General features: G+C 37.0%; 15 protein-coding genes. 5 read left to right on the top strand and 10 right to left on the bottom strand.

The annotated features are described in order from the left end of the window. Positions 1 to 249: 249 nt before the first annotated feature. Positions 250 to 1,746 (bottom strand): class I adenylate-forming enzyme family protein, encoded by a 1,497-nt coding sequence (locus CRI88_RS18420; protein WP_089934608.1) that lies wholly within the window; start codon positions 1,744 to 1,746, stop codon positions 250 to 252. A 238-nt stretch (positions 1,747 to 1,984) separates the two neighbouring features. Here CRI88_RS18420 and CRI88_RS18415 point away from each other — a divergent pair, with 238 nt between their 5' ends. Beyond that, positions 1,985 to 2,590, top strand: coding sequence for a metallophosphoesterase family protein (locus CRI88_RS18415; protein ID WP_058843707.1), 606 nt, complete (start codon positions 1,985 to 1,987; stop codon positions 2,588 to 2,590). Positions 2,591 to 2,633: 43 nt separating this feature from the next. Here CRI88_RS18415 and CRI88_RS18410 read toward each other — a convergent pair whose 3' ends face one another. The 6 genes from CRI88_RS18410 to CRI88_RS22560 form a co-directional block, all read right to left on the bottom strand. Beyond that, positions 2,634 to 4,385 (bottom strand): methyl-accepting chemotaxis protein, encoded by a 1,752-nt coding sequence (locus tag CRI88_RS18410; RefSeq protein WP_089934610.1) that lies wholly within the window; start codon positions 4,383 to 4,385, stop codon positions 2,634 to 2,636. A 265-nt stretch (positions 4,386 to 4,650) separates the two neighbouring features. Further along, on the bottom strand, positions 4,651 to 5,235 hold the full coding sequence (locus CRI88_RS18405; RefSeq protein ID WP_036123376.1) for a DUF305 domain-containing protein: 585 nt from the start codon (positions 5,233 to 5,235) through the stop codon (positions 4,651 to 4,653). Positions 5,236 to 5,334: 99 nt separating this feature from the next. Continuing rightward, positions 5,335 to 5,523 (bottom strand): cysteine-rich CWC family protein, encoded by a 189-nt coding sequence (locus CRI88_RS18400; protein WP_101966925.1) that lies wholly within the window; start codon positions 5,521 to 5,523, stop codon positions 5,335 to 5,337. Positions 5,524 to 5,599: 76 nt separating this feature from the next. Next, positions 5,600 to 5,797 (bottom strand): hypothetical protein, encoded by a 198-nt coding sequence (locus CRI88_RS18395; protein ID WP_058843710.1) that lies wholly within the window; start codon positions 5,795 to 5,797, stop codon positions 5,600 to 5,602. Between the two features lie 14 nt (positions 5,798 to 5,811). Further along, positions 5,812 to 6,021 (bottom strand): hypothetical protein, encoded by a 210-nt coding sequence (locus tag CRI88_RS18390; protein WP_058843711.1) that lies wholly within the window; start codon positions 6,019 to 6,021, stop codon positions 5,812 to 5,814. A 45-nt stretch (positions 6,022 to 6,066) separates the two neighbouring features. Next, positions 6,067 to 6,207 carry a hypothetical protein gene (locus tag CRI88_RS22560; protein WP_180957821.1) on the bottom strand — a complete coding sequence of 47 codons (141 nt, stop codon included), beginning with the start codon at positions 6,205 to 6,207 and terminating at the stop codon, positions 6,067 to 6,069. 973 nt (positions 6,208 to 7,180) lie between these two features. Between CRI88_RS22560 and CRI88_RS18385 the strand changes: the two genes are divergently transcribed. Together CRI88_RS18385 and CRI88_RS18380 are read left to right on the top strand one after the other, a co-directional pair. Further along, a complete protein-coding gene (locus CRI88_RS18385; RefSeq protein WP_101966924.1) occupies positions 7,181 to 7,675 on the top strand; it encodes a L,D-transpeptidase family protein in 495 nt (164 codons plus the stop codon). A gap of 287 nt (positions 7,676 to 7,962) precedes the next feature. Beyond that, positions 7,963 to 9,636, top strand: a complete 1,674-nt coding sequence (locus CRI88_RS18380) for a ribonuclease J (protein WP_101966923.1) — start codon at positions 7,963 to 7,965, stop codon at positions 9,634 to 9,636. 55 nt (positions 9,637 to 9,691) lie between these two features. Here the strand turns inward: CRI88_RS18380 and CRI88_RS18375 are convergent, their stop codons facing one another. Then, positions 9,692 to 10,366, bottom strand: a complete 675-nt coding sequence (locus CRI88_RS18375; protein WP_257982956.1) for a restriction endonuclease subunit S domain-containing protein — start codon at positions 10,364 to 10,366, stop codon at positions 9,692 to 9,694. A 186-nt stretch (positions 10,367 to 10,552) separates the two neighbouring features. Here CRI88_RS18375 and CRI88_RS18370 point away from each other — a divergent pair, with 186 nt between their 5' ends. After that, positions 10,553 to 10,942, top strand: a complete 390-nt coding sequence (locus CRI88_RS18370) for a helix-turn-helix domain-containing protein (protein ID WP_004225641.1) — start codon at positions 10,553 to 10,555, stop codon at positions 10,940 to 10,942. Positions 10,943 to 10,972: 30 nt separating this feature from the next. On the opposite strand, the gene CRI88_RS18365 is transcribed toward CRI88_RS18370, so the two are convergent. Further along, the gene (locus CRI88_RS18365; RefSeq protein ID WP_058844185.1) at positions 10,973 to 11,848 is read right to left on the bottom strand and encodes a radical SAM/SPASM domain-containing protein; all 876 of its coding nucleotides are present in this window, start codon (positions 11,846 to 11,848) and stop codon (positions 10,973 to 10,975) included. A 195-nt stretch (positions 11,849 to 12,043) separates the two neighbouring features. Between CRI88_RS18365 and CRI88_RS18360 the strand changes: the two genes are divergently transcribed. Continuing rightward, the gene (locus tag CRI88_RS18360) at positions 12,044 to 12,463 is read left to right on the top strand and encodes a hypothetical protein (protein WP_101966921.1); all 420 of its coding nucleotides are present in this window, start codon (positions 12,044 to 12,046) and stop codon (positions 12,461 to 12,463) included. Positions 12,464 to 12,518: 55 nt separating this feature from the next. On the opposite strand, the gene CRI88_RS18355 is transcribed toward CRI88_RS18360, so the two are convergent. Further along, a complete protein-coding gene (locus CRI88_RS18355; protein WP_036123402.1) occupies positions 12,519 to 13,922 on the bottom strand; it encodes a SpoVR family protein in 1,404 nt (467 codons plus the stop codon). Between the last annotated feature and the right edge of the window lie 20 nt (positions 13,923 to 13,942).

Genomic DNA, 13,942 nt, shown 5'->3' with positions numbered 1-13,942 from the left:
AAAGGCGTTTATACCCCGTCCACAAGACAAATTCCGCTCCTATTCTAATTGGAAGAGTAATCCCTTCGCCATTCTATTTATTCAATTTGTCGTAGACTCTATTATACGATACTTTTATAATCGTTCCTATTTTATCTTATTTCAGGACATAATTTTTTGTATGGAAAGCGAAGCGGCAGGTACACAGAAACTTGCGAGTAAGCTTGAAAAAACTGGCTAACAATTATGCCTATGCATCGTGGATAGTACTTAAATCGTCGTCACTTTAGGTCGTAATGTATGCTTTAACACCTTACCTGAAGCATTGCGCGGCAGTTCTACTAAAAATGCAATTTCATACGGTACTTTATATTTGGCAAGTCTTGTTTGGCAGTAAGATAATATTGCCTTTTCATCGAGTGACTGCCCTTCCTTTAATACAATAAATGCTTTTGGCACCTCTCCATATACTTCATGTGGTAATCCTATCACTGCTGCCTCTAAAATTTCTGGCATTTGATATAGCACTTCTTCCACTTCAATCGGGTAAATATTTTCCCCTCCACGGATGATCATATCTTTTTTCCGATCTACAATATATAAATAACCTTCCTCATCAAAGCGTCCTAAATCTCCTGAATAGAGCCAGCCATCTCTTATCGTTCTAGCTGTTTCCTCTGGATTGCGCAAATAACCTTTCATTACTTGTGGCCCTTTAACACAAATTTCGCCAACCTCGCCAGCTGGTACTGACTTTCCTTCACTATCAACCACGCATACCTCCGTCTGAGCTAATGGCTTCCCAACAGAGCCAATTTTCGTTAATGCATCCCTATCTAATAAAGAGGTAGCTGCAGGTGAATTTTCGGTTTGACCATAGAGATTTTGAACCTTTACATTTGAAAATGCCTCTTTCACTTGCTTTACGAGCTCATAAGGCATTGGAGCAGCCCCGTAACATAATAAACGTAAATGATGAAAGCTATGTTCCTTAAATCCAGGCGTATTTAAAATGATGGTATACATGGATGGAACACCAAAGAAAATAGTCGCTTCAGTTGCGGCAATTTGCGCTAACGTTTTTGTTGGTGAAAATGCTTCTTCGATAACAACTGTTCCTCCTTGATAGAACATTGGCATAGCAAAGACGTGCAGGCCAGCACAATGGAATAAAGGTGTACAAATAAACATCTTGTCCTTGCTAGACATTTTCATTGAAGAAGACCAAATATCGGCAGTAGCCAAGATATTTTGATGTGTTAGCATGACGCCCTTTGGTTTACCTGTTGTCCCAGAAGTATACATGACCACTGCTGTATCATGGGCCTCTAATTGTACAAGCTTTCTTTCACATCCCTCATTTTCAAAAATGTTTCTCATTTCTTTAAATCCAATCGTATGTTGGAATGTATAGGCAACATCCTCCAATGCTTCTGCTAGCCTTTCATCATAAATGAGACCCTTTGCTTGTGAATGATTAAAAATAAAATCAACCTCAGGTGCTGCTAATTTAGTGTTAATAGGCATCACAATAAAACCTGCTAGTTGGACACCTAAATAAGCGATTAAAAACAAATCTGAATTGAGCGTATATAATGCAATCACATCATCTTTTTCAAAATCCTGTTCTTGTAGGTATGCTGCAAATCTTTCTACACGTTGATAAAAATCGCGATAGCTCAACTTTTTTCCATCATACAAGGTTGCAATTGCATTCGGTTGTTGCACAGCATAGTTTTCAAGAATATCTGTCATGTACATCGTCATTATAAACCCTCCAAAAATTCATTTTTTAATGCTGGATAGTGTCTGAAACTATGAAACTACTAAAAATTCAGAAAATTATGATTATATTTTAACAAGCAATGCGTTTCATGGCAATTTTTCTACACATTCAAAATATGAAGTAGAAGTAACGAAATATTCTTAGACGTTTTACTTTTCTATCAATTTCTATTGGGTGTATGATATTTGTACGATTATTTTTAGGAAAGGCCGGATTGACATGCTTTATGCACTTTTAGGAGATTTACATTCTAATATAGAAGATACTAAAGCTGTTCTAGCTCATATTCAACAAACAGCAGAGGAAGCAAAAATCATTGGTTTAGGTGATTTATATGAATGCACCGTCAGTAAGAAAAAAGCGCAAACCTTATCTGGCTTACCTTTACAAAAGGCAGCCATAGTAGAAAGCGAATTTGAAGAATTACTAACCTTCCCCTCTATAAGAGGTAATCAAGAGGAACGCATTACGCAGGTCACTGGCATCGAACGTTTTCAGGCTTTACCTGAGACGATAGAGATAGATGGTGCGACACTAATACACGGACATCAATTTAAATGGAGTGTAAGCTGGCAGCCAACATTCCTTCCTTTTCATAAGCCACTGTTTTTCTTTGGTCATAGTCATGAATCAGGCCTTTATCATCAGCAAAAGAAACTACCCATTCGTATTCGCTATGGCCAACCAATTGCCTTACAAAATAAACAGTATGGTGTCAATGTTGGTTCTGTTGTCGACCACCGTGAATGGTGTCTTTATGATAGCACACAGCGCACCGTAACATTTATGTGTGTCCCATCTATTGATTCGTCAATAGAAATATAAAAAAAGAGCAAGCTAATCCCAGCATTAGCTTGCTCTCAAATTTTTAGTGAATATATTGTTTTTTCCCGTTCAATAAAATTTCCTTTAAGGCCTTTAGTTTTTCAATTACAATATATGATTCTTCTGTAATTTCCTTCAGATATTTTTCAGCCTCCCCTTTATTGCCTATATTATATTCTCGTACCGCCTTTTTAGCTATATCATGGACATGAATAAATGGTTGTTCTAACTCTACATAGACACGCTCTTCGCCTAGTAGCTTTTTCCCTGTACCATAATACCATTCACCAAGGCGCGACTCCTGTGGTGAGCCAACATCCTGCTCTGTCATTGTTTCAAAGCCAAGCAGTAGATTATAGATTTTCCAGCGCCATAATAAATGGTCTGTAATAGCTAATTCAATAATATCCTCCTGACTAATAATAAAATTTTTAGAAATTGTTGTTGATCGGTATCCGTCAATCATTTTACTTAACTTGTAGATAGCCGAGCCCATATCAAAAACGATGATCTTACTTTTTTGCATACTCTCCGTGATAGTATGGTTACGTTCAGAAATAGTTGTAGCAGATTGTGCTTGTACCTTTGTCGTTGTGGCAATTTCCTCAAAGCGAGCTCCTTGCTGCTGTAGACTTTTATTTATCTCTGCAAGCGTCTGTGAAATATGTAAGGTATCCGTGACGCCTTGATGTAAATCCTGTGAAAATTGAGTTGTTAGTGAACTAATATTATGCGTAATATGTAGTAGCTCCTGTATATCTGTATGTATAGATTTGACAGATGTACTTGTATCATCAGCAAGCTTTCGAACTTCCTCCGCAACAACTGCAAAGCCTTTACCCGCTTCTCCAGCACGAGCCGCCTCAATAGAAGCATTTAAAGCCAATAAATTTGTTTGATCTGCAATTCGCTTAATTAATTCCATCAGCTTCGCTACACTATTGACACGTTCCACTAAACGCTTTATATCCTCCTGCATGGATTTATGACCTTCATCGGTTGTTTGTAAAATGGATGATACTTGTTGTAACGATTCTAAATCCTGATTTAATTTTTTAAAGGCATGCTTTGTTTGGGCTGAAATATCACCAACAGATGCAGCGATTTCTTCAATACTCTCATCTAGCTCGTGCATCAATTGATCTGCTGCAACAATCTCCTGTTGCTGAATATCTTGAAATTCAATCAATTCCTTAATCGTATCTAACTGGGTATTATAAGTAATAATTTCACCTAAACCATTTACAACAGAGCCAGCCTGAATTTCAATATAGGTTTCTAAAATGATCTGTTGGTCGATCGTTACTAGACTATCATAAGACAATAGGACATCCAGCATTTTTTCTTGATCGCTTGATAGCTCTTTGACAATCAGCGGTATGATTAATTGGTTAATGAGTGTATAGGCAGAAATCATCCAGTTCGGCAGTACACCGATTCGGGCATGTACATAAGCGATTTTACGTCGTTTAAATACATAATCTAAATCTAATTCATCATCAAATAGGCTTATAAAATGTGAATCAAAAAGCCCTTTTAAACGCTCTACTGATGAATGCGTATTGATAACTTGGTTAAATTCCGGAATTTCCAATAAACGATCATAAAAATTGTCGAGTATTTGTTGGCGATTATTTTCATAGATTTTGCGTAAAAATCCAACAGATTCTCTTCTAATTCTAGATAAAGCAAGAAAATCTAGCTTTTCTTTAAAGCGTTCATTAGCCTCAATATCTGAATTTTTCGCAGCTGAGAAATAATCATAATTTTGATTTATTTTCTTCCTTTTGAACATTGTTACCACTCCTTTTGTAATAAAGTAAATAAAAATTACCAATATTTTAAAACGAATTATAGATCTTTCTTCATTGCCTTCAACTAATAAAACATATATATTTTACCAACAACACTAATACAAAAATAGATTTTCAAAAAATTCTTTACACCGTCTTATTCTTTTGTCCACTTTATTGACAATTTCTCATTTTCCCTGTTAAACACTATTTTTACACAGAAAAAACGCTAAAATCATGTCTGACTTTAGCGTTTCACATAAAGTGTTAGCATTCGCAATCACAATTTTGTAAGCTATCCAGTAACTTTTCCATAACTTCTAGTTGCTCACAAAGTGTTTGAATCATACAACGTAAAATAGGGATTAATTCTTGGCAAATACAGAATCTCAGCACATTTTGTGCCAGACGGATACCACCCTGATGATGGACAATCATTTCTCGTAGATAATTGATATTAATGCTATTCGATACTGGTGGTGCACACATTGCATTGAACATAGCTTCTGTAATTTCTTTATAAGCACACATATACTCGTATAATTCATACTCTGAATTTTGCACGACACAACATCGATTTTGTATCGCTTCAAGACTCTCAACCATTTCTGTGTGAGTTCGAATAATTTCTAATGCAAGATTTTGTACAGGGATATTCGTTGTATAGCGTAAAACGTTTTCGGACATTTGAATTGCTGCAACTTGATGAGGGATAATTTGCTTAATAAAATTTTCAGAAATACTACAAGTAATCGTTACATAGGTCATGCCCTGCATCATTTTTTTGAGGATTCGCTGATATTCCTCTAAATATGCCTTTGTTACATTACTGAGTTCAATTGGTTTAGCCATAAGACACACTCCTTTCAGAGTAATGTATGCCCGCTAGGTTGTTGTGCGATAGACAATTGTACCAATGACTCCATATTTACGCCTCATTCATCGTAATCATTATCCTTGTTCTTTCTTATATGTATCTAAGCATGTTGGACAAATACATGTCCTTTGCTCCGTTTGCACTGCATTTAATAGCTTTTCTGGAAAGTGCACCGTCATACACCAGCACTCTTTTTCACCTTTTTCTACTCCACAATGATTTTCTCCCCCACATAATGGACAGCTCTCTTCTCCAGTTGACATGTTCCTGCACCTCCTTTACCTACCATTGTAAAATAAAAAAAGGAAGAGCATTCAATACTTACTCCTCCTACTACGCTTATTGTTGGTGCTTGTGTATATCTTGCTTTACTTCTTCTATATCTGTGTCACTATAAATGGCCGTCCCCTGCCCTCCACTTTTAGCTAACAATGCCTTTACCTCATTATAGGATAATCCTGCATCTGCATTTTTTTGCTTTACTTCATTAATATTCGTGCCCACAGATGTAAAATGGGCTTCTTTTTCATGATTCATTGCGTTTTTACCTCCTACAATTCATCTGGCTGCATTTCAATTAATTCATCGCCTTCTCTTTTTACTCGTTTATTGAGCTCCTCTACTGGAATGGCGTCGACAGTTTGCATATCTTCATGCAAATCGAAAAGACTAATTGTATCTGATTCAACCATGTCAGGTTTGTCTTTGCTATTTAAATTCATAAACATTTTCTTTTCATGTGGTACTTTACTCATGTCCATTTCTGTCACACTCCTTTCTCTATAATGTGTGTAAAGCTGGACAGATTATGTGTCACTCCCTTTTGCACCTTTATCCATTCGATGATATTCAGCTATTTGAATCACTCGTACATGCTTTGTGTGCAATTCATGGTAGATGCCCCTACTATCCGTAAAGGAGATATATTGATCGCGTTCACTTTTCACTCATTTCTCTGCTTCTTGTTGTGATTCAATATCAATTACGCCCCAGCATAATTGCCTTAGTGTTGAAAAACAAAAAAGTCAATTGAAAGGGAGAAATGGATTTCCGTTGCAGGCTACTTGCTTTCCTGTGGGCGAGCGCCGAGCCGCTTCCTCCGCTACCGCTCCGTTTAGAGGCTCGCCTGTCTCGCTATCCCACGGGAGTCAAGTAGCCTTCCACTCCAACCCATAAAAGTGTTACCTTTTTAGCAAAGGTTTTCAAATAAAGTGAAGGTGTTCGCTACTTTTTATGAAGAGGTGTTGTCACGCATCACTTCTCCATATTGAAAATAAGAGTTTATCCCCTCTAAGAATACAGATAATGGACTATTTGATCGCTATACTACTATGAAAAAAAGTAAAGACACTTTGCAGAATGGTTGATTGGAGTGGAGCCAGCGTTACAGATGAGACCCTGGAGCGAGCGTAAGTGAGTGAAGCGGCTCATCGAACGCCCCTGGAAAGGGCGCTGGCGGAACGGAAATCAACCTCTCACCTTGCAAATTTACTTTTTCTGCCGTTGACATCATCTTTTTCAACAACATATCAATTACGCCTCAGCATAATTGCGCCCAGATTTTTTCAAGTTTGCTCGAAAAGTTCCTCTTCAAAATCTGTGACATCTGCTAGGGCTTTTATTTTGATTCAGTCGATGTTTGGACACCCACTAAATCAAAGAGAACAATTTATGCATTCATCTCACCACCTATAGAGGTGGGCGTTTTTTGCTGAATCAACATAAATGAATCTTCGAACATAGTGCAATCCATCAAAAAAATAGGTAATTTTAAATTCCTTCATTTTATATGCTCCTTGATCCTGCAATGCTATCGCTTATTTTATCCAGAAAGCTGAAATATCTTGCGTCCTTAAAATTACATAAATCATTTGAAGCATATAGTAAAATCATAAACCTTTGCAGAGGAGGGAATAATGATTGATTCATACAGTTAAAGCTGGAGAAACACTGACTCAAATTGCTCAGGACTATCGTACTCCGTTGGCATCCATTGTTGCTGCTAACCCAGGAATCCAGCCTGATCATCTTTTTATTGGTCAACAAATTGTCATCCCGGGCTTGCCAAATCCCGATACAATTCCTTACCGTATCGAAATATCTACCAATAATCGCTGGCTACGTTTATATAGAAATAATATCCTTCAAAAACAATACCCTATCGCAGTCGGACGTATGCTTCATGAAACACCAGTAGGCAGTTTTATTATCATCAATAAAGCTCCAAACCCTGGTGGTCCTTTTGGAACGATGTGGATGAGTCTCTCTAAAGAACATTATGGAATTCATGGCACAAATGATCCTAGCTCTATTGGGCATGCTGTTTCACATGGTTGTATACGAATGCAAAATCAAGATGTTGAAGAGCTTGCCAGCATCGTCCCTATTGGTACAGAAGTAGTGATTCATCCCTAACGAAAGAGGCTATCTATAGTTGTAAATCAAAATAGATAGCCTCTTGTTATGTTTAATCCTGTTCGCTTGTCTGGGCAAATTGAATATCACCCTTTTATGAGGGATAAAGTGCATCATGAATAAATTGAGCATGATTTCTAGCCAATCCCTATGTATATGCCACAAAATTAGACAATGATTTACCTCATTTTGTGAAATACAATTAGTAGCATTGTTGTTTTCGTATAGGATGAAATGCTAAAAGCTATACTACCTATAGTTAAAGGAGAGCTATAGGAGGGAATACGGTGTCCACAAGTAAACAGTTATTATCCATATTTGCCTTAGGTGGCATTAATGAAATTGGAAAAAATATGTATGTAGTACAATATGCAGATGACATCATCATTATTGATTGCGGAGCAAAATTTCCAGATGAAACCTTACTTGGTATTGATTTAATTATTCCTGATATTACTTATTTACTGGAAAATAAAGAAAAAGTGAAGGCTCTAATTGTTACGCATGGTCATGAAGATCACATCGGTGGTATCCCCTATTTATTAAAAAAATTGAATGTGCCTGTGTATGCTACTCGTTTTACTCTAGGGCTTATCGAATTAAAGCTCAAAGAACATAAGCTGTTAAGAGAAACCGATTTAATTGAAATTCACGCTGACTCCGCTCTACATTTAGGACAAATGGATATTAGTTTCTTTAGAACTAATCATAGTATACCTGATTGTTTAGGAATCGTAATGGGCACTCCTGAAGGGAACGTAGTCCATACTGGCGATTTTAAATTTGATTTAACACCCGTTAATAATCAATTTGCCGATATTCATAAAATGGCTGAAATTGGTTCAAAAGGAGTGCTCGTTCTTATCTCGGAAAGTACGAATGCAGAGAGGCCAGGTTTAACACCTTCTGAACAGCTCGTTGGTCACCATATTGAGGATGCTTTTTTACATGCTGAACGGAAAGTAATCATTTCGACCTTTGCTTCAAACGTTAATCGTATCCAACAAATCGTACATGCAGCTATTGCTACCAATAGGAAGTTAGCTTTATTGGGACGCAGCATGGTCAATGTTGTTGATGTAGCGATAGAACGGGGCTATTTATTTGTTCCAGAAGATATGTTAATTGATGCACGAGAAGTGAAATACCTTCCACCCGAGGAGGTCGTGGTACTTTGCACAGGCAGCCAGGGCGAGCCTCTAGCTGCGCTTGCCCGTTTAGCAAATGGCAACCATCGTGAAGTGAAAATTCTACCAGATGATACGGTTATTTTAGCGGCCTCCCCAATTCCAGGCAATGAGAAGGGTGTATCGCGTATTGTGGATAATTTGTTTCAGCTTGGTGCAAAAGTTATTTATGGATCTTCTAGCCATACAGGCATGCATGTTTCAGGACATGGTCATCAAGAAGATCTGAAGCTTATGCTAACATTTATGAAGCCACAATTTTTCATCCCTATTCATGGTGAATTCCGCATGCTACACCAGCATCGCTTATTAGCAGAAGCGGTTGGTGTCCAAAAAGGGAATACCTTTATTATGAAAAACGGCGATGTCGTTGATATTGAAAACTCGAAGGCACGACAAACTCGTAAAATTCCAGCAGGTGATACGTATGTTGATGGAATCGGCATAGGTGAAGTTGAAGGCATTGTCCTTCGTGATCGCAAGCAGCTTTCAGAAGACGGAATGCTTGTCATCGTCTTAACACTCAATAAAGTAGATGGTGCTTTTATTTCAGAACCTGATACCATATCCCGTGGTTTTGTTTATGCGAAGGATTTCGAGGAGCTGTTGAATAAGGTCAATGTGCTTACCAAAGAAATCGTTGTAGAACTACAAGAAGAAAACAGACAGCAAATCCATGTTCTACGACGTGAAATCAAAAGAGCAGTAGGACAATATTTATTTAACCAAACTAAACGAAAGCCTATGGTTTTACCAATTATTATTGAAATATAACTGATCGGTGCAAGGATTGAACAATCCATCTTGCACCGATTTCTGTTTTGTTCAATCACTTAACACTAAAAGGATCATTCAAAAAATCACCATTAAAAAATATATGTAACATATCAATATATTGCCGTTGGAGCTGTTCAAAGCCATAATGTATGTCATTTGAATGCTGTTTTACTTGCTTTGAAATATCATTAAAATACTGTGGGAGTCCCTCTATCGCCGTTACTAAAGAATCTTTATTAACTAATAAATATTGGATAGCGTTTAATAGCTGTGCTATGTGAAGCTGAATATCAATCGGTGGTAATTCAATCATTATATGATAGACATTACACACGTTATTATTTACTTGATACCATTTTAAAAAATGCAATAAATAATCACTGACAATTATCGATTCATTAGGAATGATGGCAATAATATCCTGACCAATACATACAGCCTTTTTACACTGATAAATTGAGGATTCTTTCAAATTGATTTTGTTAAGAAGGATACTTTTAGCAGGCACTTGTGACATAGTCAGCGAATCCATTGTATGATCAACTCTCGGTACTTGACTAAAATCATCTTCTATTATTAATTTCATTAGCGTTTTTTCGGATATGAAAGGAGTGCCTTCTCTCGCAAAACTTGTATCATTCATCATGCTATTACCCACTTGGATTTTTGCTACTTCTTCTATAAAAAACTGCTTCACCATGTTTGATCCTCCAATCCCCTGTCCCATTTTATACCCTTAAAGCAACCTTCACTAACGCCTTTTACCTAGTAACTTATTTAGGCTATTTGTCTAATAAAAGATTTCTCATTAAACATTGTACCATTTTAACGGTACATTTTCTCTATTATACCACTATAATAGTATAGTCATTTCCACTATTTTTCACTAGCTTTTAACATAGAGGTGAATCATATGTCAGATTTTTTAAAGCTAGTAGGTGAACAACTCCGTATTATTAGATTATCCAAAGGGCTAAGCCAAGAAGAAGTGGCTGAAAGAACAGGGAAGTTAGGTTTCAGTAAAGGACGCGTTTCCAATATCGAACACGGACAATCTAATATTACCCTTAGTACATTGGAAACAATTATGAAGGCATTGGATATTACCCCTGAGGAGCTTTTTAATTTTCAAAAATTATCTGGCGTTACTGATATTGAGGAAAAGAACCTCATGCTAGACATTCATCGATCATTATTAAGAGAACGTAACTTAGACGAGGTAAAATACGTAGTTCGTATTACGAAGGATTTTTTAGATACGATTGATTCCCAATCGAAGAAAAACAGCTCCAATGGTCAATGACACATCGGAGCTGCTTCTTTTCAATAATAGCTACATACCAAACTTTTGACGATAGCCACATTTTCTGCATAGTTCCTCAACAGCCTCTCTTCGTGAGAAACCATCTACAATCTTATTGGCACGTTCTCCCTCCACAATTTCTGAGAAGGATTTCTCATGGACATTTCCTAAATTAATGACACCTTCTCCATCTAAGCAGCAAGGTACAACTGTTCCATCCACAAGAATAGCTGCTTGACTACGCAATGCATGACAAAAACCTTTACCCTCGTCCTCTTGCTCAAGCAAGCTCGGCCATTTAAATTCATGATCCTGATTCAAATAAACATGAGGAGCAATTTTTACCCCTTTACCAGGCTCTACTCTTTCTTCAATGTGATAGTCAAGATTATACTCGTTTTCTAATATTTCTAATGTCTCACGATTTCGACGTGCTGCAACATCCGAAACATGATCCTGTTGTAAATTCCATAAACGATAGGAAATGATGGTCTTATATTCTCTAGCGTCCCGCACAAAATCCAAAATATCCCCCAAATACTTTTCACGGTTTTCAGAACCTTCATGCCCATCAAAACTATGCAATGAGAAATTAATTTGACGTAATGCCGGTTTTCCTAATATTTTTTCCCGATTCTTTTTGATAAGTGTCCCATTTGTTGTGATATTGACTTTAAATCCCTTTGCATGGGCGGCATCTAATAGCTGGTCGATCCTTGGATGTAAAAGTGGCTCTCCTTTGACATGCAAATAAATATATTTGGTATGTGGGCGAATTTCGTCTAATATTTTATTAAATTGTTCGACTTTTATAAGTCCTTTTGCACGAGCTGTAGGTGGACAAAAACTACATGCTAAATTACAAACACTCGTTATTTCTATATAAACCTTTTTAAATGTTCTCAACGTTGCTTCTCCGTTCCCATTCACTAAATAATCAAATCTCATTCATTTTAACAAATTTATTGGATAGATAGCAAAAATCGTTGAGCTTACCTCTGGACACTCCTACCTTTTCTCTAGATAACATGGCTACACGTACAAGTGGGTTTACGAAGCGCTAATATGTTAATAGTATATTAAACGAAAGGAGGAGAAATAATGTCTGGTTTTAGTTCTAAAAATTTTTTTGGACCTGACGAACCTGAGCGGGAATCCTCTAATAAGCAAGGGAAAAATCATATAACGATTAATTTTACATTCAATATAGGAAATACAGACTTTCACTTTGAACAGCGAGCAGAAGGTGGAGGTCAAATCAATCATGATGTAGGTACAAATGCCAACCAAGGTGGACAAAATGCTAGTAACGGTAGTCATACACGCAATGTTCATTCTCAATTTGCTGATGGAAATGGCAGAAGTGGTATAGCTGGTAATCATAATGACGAGGCAGGTGGCCAGCAAGGAATAAAAGTACGGGATAGCTTAGTAATTGATAGCGATATCCATTCATCTTCAAATCATAGTGAAAGTAATGAAGAGGACATCGATGTGTTAACTGAAGATAGTGAGCAGTAGGATCTAAAAAACTTCTATCTGTTTGAGCAAGCTGTCAACAGATAGAAGTTTTTTATTAGACATTACGTTTATAATTTTTTGTACCATCATATGAATAGAGCATTGGCTTATTATCCACGTATGTTTCTAAATGTACCGGGCGACCCCATAGTTGATAAATATAAGGTAATACATTTTCTAAATACTGCGGATCTAACTCCATCCCTTCGTAACCATGTACTAAGTAGAGCTCACCATTACGTAAATAATCGCCATTTTTCACCACAATATATGGGAAGCCGCCGTTTACACGCATCGATACAAGCTGATCTCGTACCATCTCATGATCTTTATCAGTGATACGATATTCATTTCCTTTCTTTTGGAACAAATATAAATCTTCTCGCTTTGCCAAATCTTTGGTTAGGTAGTTTCGAATAAAGGAAATATCTGATTCTATCTCTCTTACTTCAAAGATTTTTTCACGTCCGGTGTTTGGCTGCACACCTAACCGCTTCATTTCCTCTGTAGGGTTATTATAACGATTTTCAATATCCTCAAAAATCTTTATCCCAAGGTAATATGGATTAATTGATGTTTTGGACGGCTGGACAACCCCTGCATTTAACTTGGCGAATTCGATTGTCTCAGCGGTTGTTAATTTTAATTCTCGCATGATTCGTTGATGCCAGAAGGAAGCCCATCCCTCATTCATTATTTTCGTTTCCAATTGTGGCCAAAAATAAAGCATTTCCTCCCGCATCATTGTTAATATATCTCGTTGCCAGTCTTCCAACTCACGGCTATACTCCTCTAGGAATAACAGGATATCCTTTTCTGGCTTTGGTGGAAATTGCTTTAATCTTCGTCTAATAGGTTTATACACTTTTTCTTTTTCTTCAATGCTCCACAAATCATCGTATGGTGATTTTGCTGGTGTTTTTTCATCTTCAAGCTCCTCATCCTCACTCCAAGATAGCTTAGGACGTATAATGGAGGGATCAATATGCTCTTGAATAGCTAACACTGCATCTAAAAACTGCTCAACCTCATCCTTGCCATATTCTCTTTCATAGCCAGCTATTCGTTCGGCCGTTGCCGTCATGCTCTCTACCATATCTTTTCTAGTGTTGGAAAAACGCACATTATTTTTAAAGAAATCACAGTGTGCTAATACGTGAGCGATAATCAATTTATTTTGAGTTAACGTATTGGTATCCAATAAAAATGCATAGCATGGATTAGAATTGATCACAAGCTCATAAATCTGACTAAGCCCTAAGTCATATTGAAGCTTCATTTTATGAAATTGTTTTCCAAAGCTCCAATGGGAAAAACGCGTAGGCATACCATAGGCGCCAAATGTATAAATAATATCTGCTGGACAAATTTCATAACGCATTGGATAGAAATCTAAGCCAAAGCTTGAGGCAATTTCGGTAATTTCATCTATTGCTCGGTGAAGCTCTTTCGTGTCCATTTTACGCCGCCTCCTTTGAA

Source organism: Lysinibacillus fusiformis (assembly GCF_002845985.1).
GTDB lineage: Bacteria > Bacillota > Bacilli > Bacillales_A > Planococcaceae > Lysinibacillus > Lysinibacillus fusiformis_D.
This window is presented reverse-complemented; position numbering and strand designations above follow the sequence as displayed.

Bases quoted from the DNA above. Each gene is read 5' to 3' on its own strand.
- CRI88_RS18400 (WP_101966925.1), bottom strand. From the start codon at position 5,523: ATGTCAACTGGAGAAGAGAGCTGTCCATTATGTGGGGGAGAAAATCAT.
- CRI88_RS18420 (WP_089934608.1), bottom strand. From the start codon at position 1,746: ATGACGATGTACATGACAGATATTCTTGAAAACTATGCTGTGCAACAA.
- CRI88_RS18360 (WP_101966921.1), top strand. From the start codon at position 12,044: ATGTCTGGTTTTAGTTCTAAAAATTTTTTTGGACCTGACGAACCTGAG.
- CRI88_RS18410 (WP_089934610.1), bottom strand. From the start codon at position 4,385: ATGTTCAAAAGGAAGAAAATAAATCAAAATTATGATTATTTCTCAGCT.
- CRI88_RS18415 (WP_058843707.1), top strand. From the start codon at position 1,985: ATGCTTTATGCACTTTTAGGAGATTTACATTCTAATATAGAAGATACT.
- CRI88_RS18355 (WP_036123402.1), bottom strand. From the start codon at position 13,922: ATGGACACGAAAGAGCTTCACCGAGCAATAGATGAAATTACCGAAATT.
- CRI88_RS18405 (WP_036123376.1), bottom strand. From the start codon at position 5,235: ATGGCTAAACCAATTGAACTCAGTAATGTAACAAAGGCATATTTAGAG.
- CRI88_RS18370 (WP_004225641.1), top strand. From the start codon at position 10,553: ATGTCAGATTTTTTAAAGCTAGTAGGTGAACAACTCCGTATTATTAGA.
- CRI88_RS18395 (WP_058843710.1), bottom strand. From the start codon at position 5,797: ATGAATCATGAAAAAGAAGCCCATTTTACATCTGTGGGCACGAATATT.
- CRI88_RS18390 (WP_058843711.1), bottom strand. From the start codon at position 6,021: ATGGACATGAGTAAAGTACCACATGAAAAGAAAATGTTTATGAATTTA.
- CRI88_RS18375 (WP_257982956.1), bottom strand. From the start codon at position 10,366: ATGGGACAGGGGATTGGAGGATCAAACATGGTGAAGCAGTTTTTTATA.